Source organism: Peribacillus sp. NPDC096540 (genome assembly GCF_050278525.1).
GTDB lineage: Bacteria > Bacillota > Bacilli > Bacillales > DSM-1321 > Peribacillus.
Window position 1 is genome coordinate 79,728 of sequence record NZ_JBNNTG010000006.1, and the last position, 14,887, is coordinate 94,614.

The 14,887-nt window shown below is 39.2% G+C and carries 15 protein-coding genes and 1 pseudogene; 6 read left to right on the forward strand and 10 right to left on the reverse strand.

From position 1 onward, the window contains the following. Nucleotides 1-162 precede the first annotated feature (162 nt). Both ACQKMR_RS08275 and ACQKMR_RS08280 read right to left on the reverse strand, forming a co-directional pair. Nucleotides 163-1,431 (reverse strand): dicarboxylate/amino acid:cation symporter, encoded by a 1,269-nt coding sequence (locus tag ACQKMR_RS08275; protein WP_427696867.1) that lies wholly within the window; start codon nucleotides 1,429-1,431, stop codon nucleotides 163-165. A gap of 232 nt (nucleotides 1,432-1,663) precedes the next feature. Next, the gene (locus tag ACQKMR_RS08280) at nucleotides 1,664-2,584 is read right to left on the reverse strand and encodes a ketopantoate reductase family protein (RefSeq protein WP_427696868.1); all 921 of its coding nucleotides are present in this window, start codon (nucleotides 2,582-2,584) and stop codon (nucleotides 1,664-1,666) included. 184 nt (nucleotides 2,585-2,768) lie between these two features. Between ACQKMR_RS08280 and ACQKMR_RS08285 the strand changes: the two genes are divergently transcribed. Next, complete coding sequence (locus ACQKMR_RS08285; protein WP_427696950.1) at nucleotides 2,769-2,936, forward strand: hypothetical protein; 168 nt, start codon at nucleotides 2,769-2,771, stop codon at nucleotides 2,934-2,936. 143 nt (nucleotides 2,937-3,079) lie between these two features. On the opposite strand, the gene ACQKMR_RS08290 is transcribed toward ACQKMR_RS08285, so the two are convergent. Together ACQKMR_RS08290 and ACQKMR_RS08295 are read right to left on the reverse strand one after the other, a co-directional pair. After that, nucleotides 3,080-3,634, reverse strand: a complete 555-nt coding sequence (locus ACQKMR_RS08290) for a 3D domain-containing protein (protein WP_427696869.1) — start codon at nucleotides 3,632-3,634, stop codon at nucleotides 3,080-3,082. Between the two features lie 513 nt (nucleotides 3,635-4,147). Next, nucleotides 4,148-5,212, reverse strand: a complete 1,065-nt coding sequence (locus tag ACQKMR_RS08295) for a M20 family metallopeptidase (RefSeq protein WP_427696870.1) — start codon at nucleotides 5,210-5,212, stop codon at nucleotides 4,148-4,150. 162 nt (nucleotides 5,213-5,374) lie between these two features. On the opposite strand from ACQKMR_RS08295, the gene ACQKMR_RS08300 reads away from it, so the two are divergent. After that, entirely contained in the window at nucleotides 5,375-5,785 is a 411-nt protein-coding gene (locus ACQKMR_RS08300) for a general stress protein (protein WP_427696871.1), read from the forward strand. Between the two features lie 49 nt (nucleotides 5,786-5,834). Here the strand turns inward: ACQKMR_RS08300 and ACQKMR_RS08305 are convergent, their stop codons facing one another. From ACQKMR_RS08305 to ACQKMR_RS08315, 3 genes are all read right to left on the reverse strand, one after another. Beyond that, a complete protein-coding gene (locus ACQKMR_RS08305) occupies nucleotides 5,835-7,826 on the reverse strand; it encodes a methyl-accepting chemotaxis protein (protein WP_427696872.1) in 1,992 nt (663 codons plus the stop codon). 185 nt (nucleotides 7,827-8,011) lie between these two features. Then, on the reverse strand, nucleotides 8,012-9,484 hold the full coding sequence (locus ACQKMR_RS08310) for a PH domain-containing protein (RefSeq protein WP_427696873.1): 1,473 nt from the start codon (nucleotides 9,482-9,484) through the stop codon (nucleotides 8,012-8,014). 2 nt (nucleotides 9,485-9,486) lie between these two features. Then, nucleotides 9,487-9,981: a PH domain-containing protein gene (locus ACQKMR_RS08315; protein ID WP_427696874.1), complete on the reverse strand. Its 495-nt coding sequence runs from the start codon at nucleotides 9,979-9,981 to the stop codon at nucleotides 9,487-9,489. A 356-nt stretch (nucleotides 9,982-10,337) separates the two neighbouring features. On the opposite strand from ACQKMR_RS08315, the gene dacB reads away from it, so the two are divergent. Continuing rightward, on the forward strand, nucleotides 10,338-11,759 hold the full coding sequence (dacB, locus tag ACQKMR_RS08320; protein ID WP_427696946.1) for a D-alanyl-D-alanine carboxypeptidase/D-alanyl-D-alanine endopeptidase: 1,422 nt from the start codon (nucleotides 10,338-10,340) through the stop codon (nucleotides 11,757-11,759). Here dacB and ACQKMR_RS08325 read toward each other — a convergent pair. Further along, nucleotides 11,742-12,413: an HAD hydrolase-like protein gene (locus ACQKMR_RS08325; protein WP_427696947.1), complete on the reverse strand. Its 672-nt coding sequence runs from the start codon at nucleotides 12,411-12,413 to the stop codon at nucleotides 11,742-11,744. The two genes, dacB and ACQKMR_RS08325, sit on opposite strands and share 18 nt — an antisense overlap. A gap of 108 nt (nucleotides 12,414-12,521) precedes the next feature. Here ACQKMR_RS08325 and ACQKMR_RS08330 point away from each other — a divergent pair, with 108 nt between their 5' ends. Further along, nucleotides 12,522-13,127, forward strand: a complete 606-nt coding sequence (locus tag ACQKMR_RS08330) for a uridine kinase family protein (RefSeq protein ID WP_427696875.1) — start codon at nucleotides 12,522-12,524, stop codon at nucleotides 13,125-13,127. 2 nt (nucleotides 13,128-13,129) lie between these two features. Here ACQKMR_RS08330 and ACQKMR_RS08335 read toward each other — a convergent pair. Both ACQKMR_RS08335 and ACQKMR_RS08340 read right to left on the reverse strand, forming a co-directional pair. Continuing rightward, nucleotides 13,130-13,201 (reverse strand): annotated as a pseudogene (locus ACQKMR_RS08335) (DUF1272 domain-containing protein); the annotation flags it as partial. A 79-nt stretch (nucleotides 13,202-13,280) separates the two neighbouring features. After that, nucleotides 13,281-13,589: an isochorismatase family protein gene (locus ACQKMR_RS08340; RefSeq protein ID WP_427696876.1), complete on the reverse strand. Its 309-nt coding sequence runs from the start codon at nucleotides 13,587-13,589 to the stop codon at nucleotides 13,281-13,283. 351 nt (nucleotides 13,590-13,940) lie between these two features. Between ACQKMR_RS08340 and bluB the strand changes: the two genes are divergently transcribed. Together bluB and ACQKMR_RS08350 are read left to right on the forward strand one after the other, a co-directional pair. Then, complete coding sequence (bluB, locus tag ACQKMR_RS08345; protein WP_427696877.1) at nucleotides 13,941-14,582, forward strand: 5,6-dimethylbenzimidazole synthase; 642 nt, start codon at nucleotides 13,941-13,943, stop codon at nucleotides 14,580-14,582. Nucleotides 14,583-14,705: 123 nt separating this feature from the next. Further along, a complete protein-coding gene (locus ACQKMR_RS08350; protein ID WP_427696878.1) occupies nucleotides 14,706-14,849 on the forward strand; it encodes a hypothetical protein in 144 nt (47 codons plus the stop codon). Nucleotides 14,850-14,887 lie beyond the last annotated feature (38 nt).

Below are 14,887 nucleotides of genomic sequence, written 5' to 3' on the forward strand. Positions count from 1 at the left end.
TTTGGAGATTCTTAAATTTATTTGATTGGCTTTTTTTGGAGCCATTGTAATAAAGGGAAGAAGACATAGGGAAATTGGACAAAAATCGGGAAGGTTTAATAAAATAATAGATTATCAAAAAAAAGAGGTGCAAGTTGCACACCTCTATATTAATAGTTTATTTTATTTTTCCGAGGAGACTGCTACTTCACCCACATTGTCGGTGAGAGCTTGATTTGGATTGAATTCGCCTTCTGATTTAGAGATAACAACAGTCGCAACACTGTTACCGATAAGATTAGTGATGGCACGTGCTTCAGACATGAAGCGGTCAACCCCTAATAGAAGAGCCATACCTTCAACTGGAATCATCGGGAATGCAGCTAATGTTGCAGCAAGTGTAATGAAACCAGATCCTGTTACACCGGCAGCTCCTTTAGACGTTAACATCAAGATTCCTAGAAGGGTTAATTCCTGCCAGATGCTTAAATCGATACCATAGGCCTGAGCGATGAAAATTGCTGCCATGGATAAGTAAATGGATGTGCCATCAAGGTTAAAAGAATAACCAGTTGGGACAACCAAACCGACTACGGATTTTGAACAACCGTATTTTTCTAATTTTTTCATCACGCTTGGAAGAGCAGATTCCGATGAAGATGTTCCTAATACTAATAAGATCTCTTCTTTTAAATAGGCAATGAATTTGAAAATATTAAAGCCGTAGATTTTTGCGATTGTACCAAGGATAAGAATAATGAATAGAGCCATCGTGATGTAAACGCTACCCATTAATTGACCTAAGGAACTTAGAGAACTAAGACCGAACTTACCGATTGTGTAAGCCATTGCCCCAAACGCTGCCAATGGAGATACTTTCATAATCATACTGACTATGCCGAAGAATATATCAGCAATATGTTGAAGGAAGGAGACGACAGGTTGTACTTTTGGTCCCATCGCAGCCATTGATAATCCGAATAATACGGCAAAGAATAAAATAGGGAGCAAGTCTCCGCCAGCCATTGCAGCAACAGCATTATCAGGGATGATGTTAGAAATGAAGGCGATTGCGCCATGTTCTGTTTCGGAAGCGGCTGTTGTATATTGTGATACATCTCCGCCTTCGACTGAATCAATGTTGAAACCTTTACCAGGTCCTAACATATTTACTACGATAATTCCAATGGCAAGGGCGAAGGTGGTAACGATTTCAAAATATAGTAACGCCTTTCCGCCGATACGGCCAACCTTCTTCATATCGCCCATGCCGCCAATTCCGATGACGACAGTTAAGAAGATGATTGGTGCAATGACCATTTTTATCATTTTAATAAATAAATCAGCTAATATCTTCAGCTGTTCACCGAAAGTAGGGAAGAAGAAACCGACTGTAATACCTAGAATAATACCGATGATGACCTGAACGGTTAGATTTTTTAATATTTTCAAGGTGCATTCTCCTTTGTTATATGATAGCGCTTTCTTAACTTGACTTTAGTGTAACAGAAGGAAGAGTCAGAATATTCTTTTGGTGATATTGTTCTTTTTGTTCTTTTTGGTCTTGATGATAGTTTAGTAGCTGAAGGGAAAAGGAGGAATTCGAAGTAATATAGAATTCAATTAAGATCTACCCTGAACGGACGCAAAAAAAGTACCGGTGTAGCACCGGTACTTGAGAAAATCAATTTTCAAACGGTTTTATGAGTGCATAAAGGGTTTCAATAACGGGAAGTTTCAAATTGACCTTTTCAGCGAGACGCAGTGCTCCACCTTGTAAATGCTCTACTTCAAGGGTTTGGCCTTTTCGACGGTCTTGATGCATGGAAGAGGTTGATTCGTCCGGTAAGCCTTGCATGTTTTCTAGTGCCTGAGCAACATTCTGTTCTGTTATTCCGACGTTATAAGCATTTGCCAGTTTCTTCATTTCTATAAGGACATTTTCTAGTAACCTATTGGTTTCAGTGAATCTCCGTATCGTGCCAATAGGGAGGTTGGACGCAGTTGTTACACCCGAGAAAGCGGTAATGAACATGTATTTAATCCACATCCTGATTAAAATGTTTTCCGTTTTGCTTGCCCCCATTATAGCGGAACTGACTGCCTGTTCAAAATCGTCGCAAATCTTTGTTTGCGAGGGATGAAGCGGGCCATAGATTAAATCGTGATTATCATTGGAGTGTATTACATGGCCCTTTTCGTCTAGGGTAGCTATAATAAACGCGCTTCCCCCTATGACGGCCGCCTCACTTAGTTCGTCTTGTAAAATGGAGATATGTTCTAATCCATTCAAAAGCGGAAGGACCTTCGCGCCTTTTTTAACAAGAAGCTTCAAGTCGGGAAGGGTCCCCTGCAGGTGCTGGCCTTTTACGGCAAGAATCACTAGATCAACTTCTTCTATATCATTTACATCCTCTATGATATGTAGCTCGTTAAAATCATAGTTTCCATGAGGGCTAGTTATACTTAGGCCATCTTCTTTCAATTGTTGGGCGCGTTTTTTTCGGACAAGGTATTGAACGTGCTGTCCGGCCTGTTGTAACCTTCCACCAAAGTAGGAACCTAGTGCACCAGCCCCAATAATGACAATATTCAAAGTGCGCACCTCTCTTTTAATTAGGATGTCTTAATCATAACATTGACGGAATTTTCAGTAAATCTTTATCGTATGATATACAGGTGTAATCGTATATCTACTTCTGTCTCTGTCATGAGTGCAGCTCCTCGGGTGATTTTATAAACTCTTTCATAAGGAACAAGAGAGAGTTTACTTGGGAGGGGATTTTTCTATGACCAAAAAGGGACACCCCTCTAACACTTATACAGAAGAAATGAGGCGAGAAGTCATTCATTTGAAGTTGGAGGAGGGCTGTTCCATGAGCAATTTGGAAACGAGGGAAGAGGCTTACAACTTTTCCACGATAGAAAGTCAAACATGCTTTACAATGATTATGTAGCAACTTGGATCCTACTTGTTCTTTCTTCAAGGAAATATAGGTGAAGGGAGTTCTATTTAGTTATATAATAACGAAACTTGTCATATAGAAGTGTTAAAGAAAAGAAAAAAACAGCCTGATAGAATCCAGGCTGTTGATTATTATTAATTATAGACTTTAACTTTTACCGTTTTTCTACCCCAATTAATTGCTTTTGTATGAGAAGAGTAGAAGACGTCAATTTTATTCCCTTTAATCGCGCTGCCTTTGTCTGCAGCGATGGCTTCCCCGTATCCTTCTACATGAACTTTTGTTCCTAGTGGAATGACTTTAGGGTCGACTGAGATTGCTTTTACGTTAGGGTTTTTCTTTAAGTTAAGACCTGATGCTGTAATACCGCTGCAACCTTTGCAGTTCGCTGTGTAAGCGGTCGCATTGACGGTGATCGTTTTATATTTCTTGGATGATGTTGTTTTAGCTTTAGGTTTAGCAGAGGTCGAAGTTTTCTTAACCTTTAAAACTTGTTTTGGCTTAATGTGATCTTTTTTAAGGTTGTTCCAACTTTTTAGTTGGTTGACTGTTATATTATGTTTGTTAGCGATACCCCATAGTGTGTCGCCACTTTTAACTTTGTATGTAGTAGTAGCAGCCGATGAAACTCCGGAAAAACTAAATACCAGGAAGAAAGCAGTGAAAATTGGAAGTAGTATTTTTTTCAAATGAATAGTCTCCTTTGTTTTAAATCGTAGACTTAGAATAACAGGTCTATATGACAATATTGTTTCGTTGGAATAGTAATTGTGTTACAAAAACGTTTCTGTTGATAAACAATTGTAATATAAACCAGGTAAAAAGAACTAATTATTTAAATGCTCCTATATTATGTATTTTGTCAAAATAATAGATTTTTTGTTTAACAGCCTTTATATAATGGTATAATTTGTTTAAAAAGATAAAACATGGTTGTATCTCGTTTAGGTTCAAAGACCTGTATTTTTTGTAAAAAAGCACGTAAAAAAAGTTGAATGCAACAATTTTTTAGAGGATGGCGTTTTCAATTTTTATTCTTTGTGAAGTGGAAATTTCAGTTCTTGAGGTTTTCTTTTAATTGTGGGATTTTCAATGATTTTACTATCATCTCTTCATATAGTAAAAAGAAGTTCTTCGTTGTAATAATAGACGCATGAAAAAAGCCTACAGCTAAGGGATGTCGGCTTTTTTCATGTAATAAATTAAGACAAAACGAATTCGGAAGCAAAATCGACTAGCATTTGTTGATAAATAGCAACAGATTCGAGGCTTACACATTCTCTGTCGCCATGCCAGTTCTCACCTTCTGGACCAAACTCAATTGCAGGGATATCATAGGCTGCAAAAAAGACAGTATCAGCGGAGCCATGTTGCCCGAAAATGATAGCCTTCTGATTGGTATTCTTTTCAATAATTGGACGAAGAAGAGTGATGAATGGGTCATTCTCTTCGGTCTTTACAGGCTTACTGTACATGTTCAGATGAACAGTATTTCCTGTCACGCTTTCAATCTGTGCAATAATTTCCTCCATGGTTTGGGTGGGAAGATAACGGATATCAAGACTGAGTAAGCAGGCATCCGGTACCTTATTATAGACATCTCCACCTTTTATTTTAGCCAAATTAAGTGAGGGGGATGTGTAAAGGGGAGAATTATCCCGGGTAAAGGGAAGTTCTTTAATTTTTTGATAGAGATCATATGCCTTTTCAATAGCATTCACTCCTTCCCATGGCCGGCTTCCATGTGCGGATTTACCGGATACTTCAATATCCAGACGAAGGGCTCCCTTGGCCTGGAGGCCGATGCCTAACTGTGTCGGCTCTGCACAGATTACAAAGTCCCCTCTATAACCATGCTTCGCTAAATATCCAGAACAGTTCAAACCACCAATTTCTTCATCTGATACGATTTGGAGCTGGATTTTCAGACCTAAGTCTCTATCTTTTAGTTCGGAAAATGCACACATCATGCCTGCAATCCCCGCTTTCATATCAGCTGCCCCACGTCCATATAATTTCCCTTCATGAATCTCAGGGAAAAATTGATCCGGCGTCCCGCTGACAACATCGACATGGCCATTCCAAATCACGGTTTTTTCTCCGCTGCCAATCTCGCTTACAAGCATTTTGTACCCGTTATTTACTATTACATTCACGATAAGTCCTTGCTTGCTAAGCCACTCCACGCAGTATTCAACTGCCTCGTTGGCTCCTTCTTTTGATGAACTGTCAATAGATACTAAATCTTTAAGTAACTCGATTAGCAAAAAGAAAACCTCCTAAAAATATGCATACTATAATTATATATACCCTTTTTAAGAAAAGGTTAAATCAAAAATATTTTCCTATTAAAAAACGTTTATTCTTTTCATTTCTCAGGGTACGTAAAGGGAGAGACAAATTTACATTCTTTAAGGAGGATGATAGATATGGATAAACGTATAATTAGTGTATATGAAACTGGAGAAGAGGCCATTAAGGCAGTTGAGGCTTTGCAAGCACAAGGATATAATCGTGATGATATTTCAGTCGTAGCGAAAGATAAAGAAGAATTAAGGACAGTGAATGAAGAAACGGGTACAAAAGTTGAAGAAGGACTTGCTGCTGGTGCAGCGACCGGAGGGATATTGGCTGGTGCAGCCGTGGGAGCTGGTACAGGCGGCCTGGCCGGTACATTAATTGGTCTAGGCATACCTGAAGAAGAGGCAAATCGATATGAAACAGATGTAAAGAATGGCAAGCTACTTGTGTTAGTTGATGCAGATGAGAGAAAAGCACATTCTTCCTACTCAGGAATTACAGAAACAGACGAAACGCTTACTAAAAGTAGACCTCTTTAATAGATTAGGATATAAAAAGGACGGATCCTTTAGGGGCCGTCCTTTTTTGTTAGAATGTGAATTTTTTTATTTCGTTGTGCAATTCCTGGGATAGGGTATCTAATTCACTAGCAAGAGCATTTAATTGCTCCATTGAGGCATTCGTTTCTTCGACAGAAGCAGATACTTCTTCAGTACCGGCTGCAGTTTCCTGACTGATTGAGTTTAAATGCTCTGCATTACTAGACATCTGTGTGACCTGAGCGACCATCTCGTTCATCATCCTTTTAATTTCGTCAAAATTGCTGAATGTGTTATCGATAATCTTTGCTATGTGACTAAAGGCGTTTTCTGTATCGGTTACAAAAGTATCCTGGTGATGGATTTTTTGATTGACTTGGTCAATTAAATTAACGGTATTCGTTGTATCAGTTTGCATGGCATGAATGATTTTCGAGATTTCCTTCAGAGATATTTCCGTTTGCTCGGCCAATTTTTTAACTTCATCAGCAACCACTGCAAAGCCTTTTCCATGTTCACCAGCTCTTGCTGCCTCTATGGCTGCATTTAAAGCGAGTAAATTAGTTTGCCCCGCAATTCCGCTAATGGTCTTTACAATATCGCTAATATCACCGGAACGTACATCCAATGATTTAACCGCCTTGCTCATCTTATTGGAAATCAGGGTCGTTTCATTGAATTGCTGTTTTAGGTTTTGGACTTGAACGATTCCATCTTCCGAAGCCTTGAACATATTATCAGATTCCAGGGACATTTTGCTCGTACGTTCCTCTAAATCATTGATTTTATCAGCCAAAAGCTTTACAGCCTTTTCATTATTTTGACCGATTTCAATTTGGTCTATGGCCCCCGCCGCAATTTGCTCCATAGTCAAGGCTACTTCATTTGCCGAAGCAGAATTCTCATCTACACTGGCAACGAGTGTCATAGAGGAATCGGATACTTTATGGGAGAGGTTATTAACTTTTTCCAGCATGTGACTCATATTCCGGGTCATTATGTTTGTGCATTCTGCAAGCTGCCCAATTTCATCTTTCTTGAAAACGGAATTATTGGAAGTGAAATCACCATCAGTCATTTTTCGAATGGATTCTTGTAGCCTATTTATGGGTTTCGTTAAAGATCGAGTGATGAAGATTGCAGAAACGGCAGTGACGGTAAAGACGATTATCAGTGTGATGATATTATCAATTATCATCGAATTGGCACGGAGCTTCACTTCATTTTCATCTATTACACCTGCTATTTTCCATCCTGTTTTTGGGTTGGATACATAACCGATGATTCGGCTTTTTCCTTCATATTCCTCAATCATTGTTCCAGATTCGCTATTCATTTTTTTGAAAATATTTTCTCCTGAAATATTTTGTTGGATTTTCTTTTTATCTGGATGCGTAACGAATGATCCTTTCTTATCCAACAAGACAGAATAACCAGTTTCACCCAATTCAGTTTGATTAACCATCGTGATTAAAGTATCAATTGAAATGTCGACACCGAGTACCCCTATCAATTTATCCCCATCATAAACGGTCTTGGCTGCGGTAATGACAAGTGTGTTCGTTGCTTTATCGGTATATGGTTCCGTCCAAATAATTTTATTTTTTTCTTTCAATGCAGCTTGATACCAATCTCTCTGTCTTGGATCAAAGTCAACTGGTAAAACAGTTTTAGGGAATATTAAGGTTTTTCCTTCCTTCTCGGTGGCTATATACAATCCATTTATTTCCTCATTACTTGACTGTGTGGTAGAAAACTCAGCCATTATAGATTCAGGGTCCTTATTAAAAGAATTCATGATTGAATACTTGCTTATTCTCTCTAAATGATCTTCCGTTTTTTGAAAAAAAATCTCGAAAGAATCATTTATTGATTTTACTTGCTCTTTCGTCGATACCGTTAGTTCCTGGGTTCTCAAATCAAGACTATTATTATAGCTATTATAAGAAATGACTAATCCACTAATCATGATCAAAGCTAAAAAAGGAATCAAAATTTGGTTTTTTAGAGAATTAAAATACCATTTTGTTAGTCTTTTCATGTGGACGATGCTCCTTATGTACTTCAAATTTTTTTAATGGCTTCAATAGATATTTCGGCTTGTTTTTATTTTTTTGAAGCTTTAATTTGGAATATTCTTATAATTATTAATAATGTTGAAAGAGGGGATATAGATGATATAAAAAAAGAGCTGACTGTCATAGTCAACTCTTCCGTTCTTTATTCTTATTCGACTTGAATATTTTGTGTTCGGCAAGTATACCAAGTATAAAACTCTTCAGCATATTCAACTGATACGTCTTGAAGCTTTGTATGATGCACTGGCTTGGAGCGGTTAACAGTTTCAATTGAGGCAAGCCCGAAGAGTTTTTGTAATTTCGAGCGTTCTACTTCAATTTGAATGACTTTGCTTCTTTTTGTAATAAACAGTGATGTTTCTAAACTTCCTGATTTTAACTGAATAAACTCGTTATTTAACAAATAACGACTATTTTTGTAATCTAATATTCTCAATGTGTAAATAAGGACAAGTAAAATCACTGATACATACCATATGGCCGGTTTAAAATAATAGATTGCCACAGTCGTAAAAATCCAGAAAAAGCTGGGCCGCAACATTCGTACTTTGAGCGCTTGTTTCGATAAGAGTTCCATCGACCTTTCCACTTTGTAAGTAGGTAAAATCTCTTCTATCATCGCATACGCACGGTCAACCGATAAAAAGGGGTAGAGAGTATTTGTTTCAAGTTCTTTATCGCCTGTACTTCCTGCGCTTATCAGTTTTACCTCCGCTAAACCAAGCATTCTTTTAATGAGTGATTGGGTGATCTCGACTGCTTGTACTTTTTCTTTCTGAATTGAAAAAGCAGATTCGTCAAGTACACCTTTCTTGATATACACGCGTTCATGGTCTGATGATATTTCATACTTTCCATATTTAACGAACGTAGAAATAATTCCGAATGCAACGGCTATACAAATAATGCCGATGAGGGTGATGGTTACAATCCACCATGTATCTAATAGCGTTGCAAGCAACCCCTCGGCATCCTCCATATTGAAAAAATCATCGAGTGTATTATAAATAGTAGCGACAATTGGAATAAGCGCTAAGAAGCTGAGGGATGTAAAGGAGGCCTTCAGCACATCCTGTTTGGTCGGTGTAAAATGAATCGTCTTTTCAGAAACCGATTCAACATTTTCCGGGATCTCTTCTTCCTCAGAACCCTCGTCTTTCATAACGGAAAGTTCTTGTTTTATCGAAAATTCATGTTCAAGTCGTTTGGCCTCTTTTTGAGATATAACCTCAAATGGTACAGAACCTTGATCACCGGTCATCCCGGTTTCAAATGTTAAAGAAGTTAAGTTGAAAAGTTTGTGGAATAGAGTTGTACGTCGTTGAACGTTTTGTACTTTAAGAAGCGGAACTGTCCGAAACGACTTGGAGATAAGCCCTGATGTAATATGAACGGTTCCTTCTTTAATTTGGTATTTATATGTATACCATTGAAGGATAACTGAAATAACTCGCCATACCAAGTAAACTAGAAACCCGATTTGGAGCACTTTCATATATGTCTTTTCAGTACCGAAGTTAAGTACATAAAGCATGATAATAAAAAACAAGTTCCCTTTCATTACTTTTCCTAATTCGAAAGGGATTTTGAACGGGTGTAACCGTTTTGCATGTTCTTCCATTGTTATTCCACTTCCTTAATTTTTGCGAAATGGGCAATCTTATCTCGTAGTTCATACGCCTCTTTCTCTGAAATGGCAGGTATGTCATGGGAAGCACCCATTGTTCCGATACTTATCGAATAAAGATTATATTTCCGCAAAAACGGACCTTGGTTCAACTTGACTGATTGTACTTTTGTCATCGGAATGAGTTCGTGAGTTTCCTTCCATGCTCCTTGTTTTGTTTGAATGAATTCTTCGCTCACGTCGTAACGCCAATACTTTTGCAAAAGTATTGGTTCAATAAAGATGGACCATATTGCATGAAAAAATAGTAATACGATAAGGCCGGTTAAAGTCCATCCAATCCATTCTTTCCAAGTGAAAAAATTATCGGCATACAGTAGAATGCCTAGGACGGCGAGGATTACAAGATTGGTAATGGTTTCAGTCATCCGCCAAACTTTAACGGATTCTTTCGAAATTTTCTTCGTGGGCGGTTGAATCATTGAATACATATGTTCACTCCTTACTGTGTCTTAATACTTATACGGATAAACTTTCAGAAAAGTTCCCTAAATATCATCTTAGGGGATGAAAGAGAGCCCTAATAGGCATGGGGACGTTTATTGATAAAAGTCTAGATTTGTTAAATGACTAGCTGAAACTTCGCTCGAATAGTTGGGGGATTTTTTGTATATGTATTAGGGGAAACTTTCAAGTGAATCAATCTTCACTTTTTATCTGACCATAAAATGGACAAGATAGTAGGGATGAGTCTTTTTTCAGAGTAGGAGTGGTATGTTTGACATATAAAAGGAAGTTGAGTTTTATATTCTTCCTGTTTTTGATTTGCTTTTTTAATGGAGAATCGATGCAGGCGTCGAATGAAGAGGGAGTTCTAGGTCAGGAAATTCAACGTATTTTGAATGAGTCACCTGCATTGGCAGGGGCCTTGGTGGGAATTTCCATTCGTTCAGCAGAAACGGGAGAATTGATTTATGAACGCGGTTCGGAAACGAGACTGAGGCCTGCCTCGAATCTGAAGCTTTTGACTGCTGCGGCAGCACTTGAAGCATTAGGTGATGATTTTGTTTTTCAAACGGAACTGTACATAAAAGGAGTGCAGGTCGATCATGTTCTGCAGGGGGATGTGTATCTGAAAGGAAAAGGAGATCCTACGTTATTAGAAAAGGACTTTGAAGAGTTGGCAGTTTCCCTGAGGCAAAATCAAGTTCAGCTCGTTCATGGAAATCTCATTGGGGATGACACCTGGTATGATGATGTTCGTTATTCAAAGGACTTAGTTTGGAGTGATGAGCACGAATACTACGGAGCAGCAGTTTCAGCTTTAACGGCTTCCCCGAATGAAGACTATGATACCGGGACAATTCTCGTGGAGATATCTCCTGGTAAAAAAGCTGGTAAAAAGGCAACAGTGAAGATGAAACCGGAAACCGAGTACGTGGAAATCATAAACAAAACAAAAACTGTAGCAGCGGACGGAAAGAAGAAAATCGATGTCGAACGGTTTCATGGCAAAAATGTTATAACGGTAACCGGGACCATTCCCGAACATGCTGGGAAAACGAAAGAGTGGTTTTCGGTGACAGATCCTACAGAGTATGCACTAAATCTATTTGAAAAATCAATGAAGAAACAAGGAATCAAAGTGGTCGGTGAAAAGAAGCAAGGTAAAACGCCAGTAGATGCGAGGATAATTGCCACTCATGAATCAATGCCGCTTTCACAACTTCTTATTCCTTTCATGAAGTTGAGCAATAACAGCCATGCCGAGGTGTTGATAAAAGAAATGGGTAAAGCGGCAAACGGAGATGGAAGCTGGGAAGATGGATTGAAAGAGGCAAAAAGCCAGATGAAGTTAATGGGCCTCGATATGCATACGATTAAGATGCGTGATGGGTCCGGCATTTCCCAAGTCAATATGATCCCAGCAAATGAAATTACGAGGTTGCTATATGCCGTTCAGGAAAAAACATGGTTTCCTGAATACTTAAATGCATTGCCAGTTGCAGGTGTTGAAGAACGAATGGTTGGCGGGACGCTAAGAAAGAGGATGAAAAAGACTAATGCAACAGAGAACGTTCGAGCGAAAACGGGGACAATTTCAGGGACGAGCTCCTTATCTGGTTATGTGACGACCAAAAGAGGGGAGAAAATCATCTTTTCCATTCTCTTGAATAACTTTGTAGAAGAAAAAGGCATCACAGCCATACAGGATAAGATAGCCGTGATGCTGGCAGATCAGGAAAACTTGTTAGAAAGTGGTCTTTAGTATCCCTTTAGAAATGTAAGTTTGTAGTTCTAGAAAATCAGTAATGAGTATATCTGCATCTGCCAATTCATTTTCAGCGGCAAATCCGAATTGACAGCCTACAGCCACTAAGCCATTTACCTTTGCTGCTTCGATGTCGGATTTTCGGTCACCAATCAGGATGGCTTTCTCAATTTGATAGTCTTTCAATAGCATTCGCACTAAGTCTGTCTTCGAGCCTTTCGAAGACCTTTCCACACTGTATATGTCTTTAACATATTCATTTATCCCAAAATATGAACAGATTTCTTCCAAGTACTTTTCAAGACCGTTGCTAGCAATGAAAATAGAAATTCCAAGCTGTTTGAACGTTGACAAGGTCTCTATGACATGAGGAAAAAGCTGACCTTTTCCTTCTTTGATTTCTTGATTCAAACATTCTAAAAAAAGTTGGTCCGCCTGATTGCGAATATGCAAGGGATGCTTTGGTAATAAGGTTTCCCAAACAACTGTTAATGGGACTCCCATAATCTTTTGGTACGTGGAAAGGGGGGGATCTCCTGTCCAGCTTCCTTCTGATCGAAGGATTTCAAACGTTCTATCAAGTGAAGAGCCTAATATCTTATTTGTTTGAAATAGGGTGCCATCCATATCGAAGATGGCGGCAAAGTGGATCTTAGTCAATAAATGCACCTACTTCTTTTGTTTTTTTTCTATTTTTTGCCCTTAAGGAAGGAATATAAGGGAGGAAGAATAGAAATAAGTAGTATAGGAGGAATGCTTATGAACTTTCCAACACTTCAAGGGCCGTATACGGTTCAGGGTCTTATAGCTAACATTCATTTGTTTTCCCAAAAAAAGTCCCCATATTTAATCGCAATCGATGGTCGCGGAGGTTCCGGGAAAAGTACGCTCGCGGCCCGTATTAAATCAGAATGTCCGGATAGCACGGTTGTTCACATGGATGATTTTTATTTGCCGTCATCACAGAGAATACAACTGCCTCCCTCCAAAAAGAAAATTGGTGCAGACTGTGATTGGCCTCGGGTTTTCAGCCAGGTTCTGCAACCGCTTACTAGGAGGGGAGGAGCGAAATATCAACGGTATGACTGGGAAACGGACGCAATGGCCGAATGGCATACGATTCCTGCTGGCGGCCTTGTTATTATTGAAGGAACGTATTCCACCCGTAAAGAATTAGCTGAACTTTATGATTTCACAATCTGGGTAGAATGTCCCCGGTATCAGCGTTTGGAACGGGGACTTAAGCGTGATGGTGAAGAAGCACGTCCGATGTGGGAGGATAACTGGATGGTTTATGAAGATCTCTATGTGGACGCACATAGGCCACAAGAAAAAGTGAATCTTGTGGTGGACGGAACAAGATGAATTCAGACTCTTGATCTAGGCCTTTTCACTAATTCCCCATTGCAACTGGGGCAGGTGGTATTTGTTTTTTCAGTACACTCATCTTCATGTACTCAAGAATATAGGCGAGTGCCTGTGGTGATAGCTCCTATTTGTATGTTTCACAGGTACTTCTCATTTCCAATCATCATAGACTATCAATACGATTCTCAGTCTGCATAATTTCAGCGAATTCATCACATGCAGATTTGCCAAAGAAGTCTGCTGAATCAATTCTGCGCTAGAGCGCGTTCCATCAGGACCTACCCGTTCAAATGTAGCGGTCGCATCTGATACTAAGATAGGATTGAATCCGAGGTTTCCGACCATCCGGGTGGTGGTCTCTACGCAATGATCGGTCGTTAATCCAGTAATGACAACCTGGGGACAAGCTTCTTCTCTTAAATTCATTTCAAGTTTGATACCGATAAACGCACTATTCACATATTTTGTGAGAATCCATTCACTGACTTTGGTTGAATGAACGATATAAATTGGCTTGTTTCATTCTCTGGATAAAAGAGGGAATCTTTTGAGTCAGATAAGTGCCGTATATAAATCACCTGCCGATCTGTCTCCTGTCATGCTTGTATGGGCGGGTCAATACTAGATTCTGCTAGGATTGTTGCGCCTTTTTGGATGTCGACACCAATAAGCGGGACATTCTATTGTAGCTTCATTCCCATCATTCCTTTCCTGTGTCGAAGTTACTTTTAATTGTAATGGTTAACCTGTAACATTTATATTGAATTTTTAGATAAATTTCTGGGAAGCCGGAAACATTGGGGGAGAACTATGTTTACTAATGACGAACAAGCAGCCGTATATAAAGCTATTTATAACCGAAGGGATATCAGGAGTTTTTTACCGGATCCCATTTCAAAGGAAATACTGCAAAGAATTTTGGATGCGGCACACCATGCCCCGTCTGTAGGATTTATGCAACCTTGGAGTTTCATTGTGGTTTCATCTCAGGAAATCAAAAACCGCTTGGCCTGGGCAGCCGATAAAGAGAGAAGAGCGCTCGCAATTCATTATGAAGGTGGAAAAGAAAATAAATTTCTTAGTTTGAAAGTTGAAGGGTTAAAAGAAGCACCATATACCATCTGTGTAACCTGTGACCCGACACGGGGAGGTTCTCATGTGTTGGGGCGGAACTCGATTCCCGAAACGGATATTCTATCCACTGCCTGTGCGATTCAGAATATGTGGCTAGCTGCCTATGCCGAAGGATTAGCAATGGGGTGGGTCAGCTTTTACAAAAAAAATGATATCCGTGATATTTTGGATATACCGCCGCACGTCGAGCCTATCGCACTTATGTCGGTTGGCTATACTGATCAATACCCGGATAAACCTATTCTTGAATTGGCCAACTGGGAAAAGAGACGGCCAAAGGATGATCTTATTTTTGAGGATAAGTGGGGTAATAAATAAAACTCTTTGTATCTTCATTTAAGCTAGTGAGGAGAAAATTTGGTGATGCGCTCTATATTTTTAATAAATAAAAACAGGAAAAACAGTTATCCTCTCTCGAATTACACCCCATTAGGATAATGAGTGTATGCATGTGGAGAAGAATGGTGTGATAGGGTACATCGGGCTGTCGTTCCTCAGTTGCTTTTGATTGTATCGGGCGAGGATAAAGTCAGAGGAGAAGGAGATAAATGGGAAGTCGTTCAAATTGGTGATGCCACATCCTGATGTTATAAGTTTAACTATAAAGAAAAAAACACTAGCTG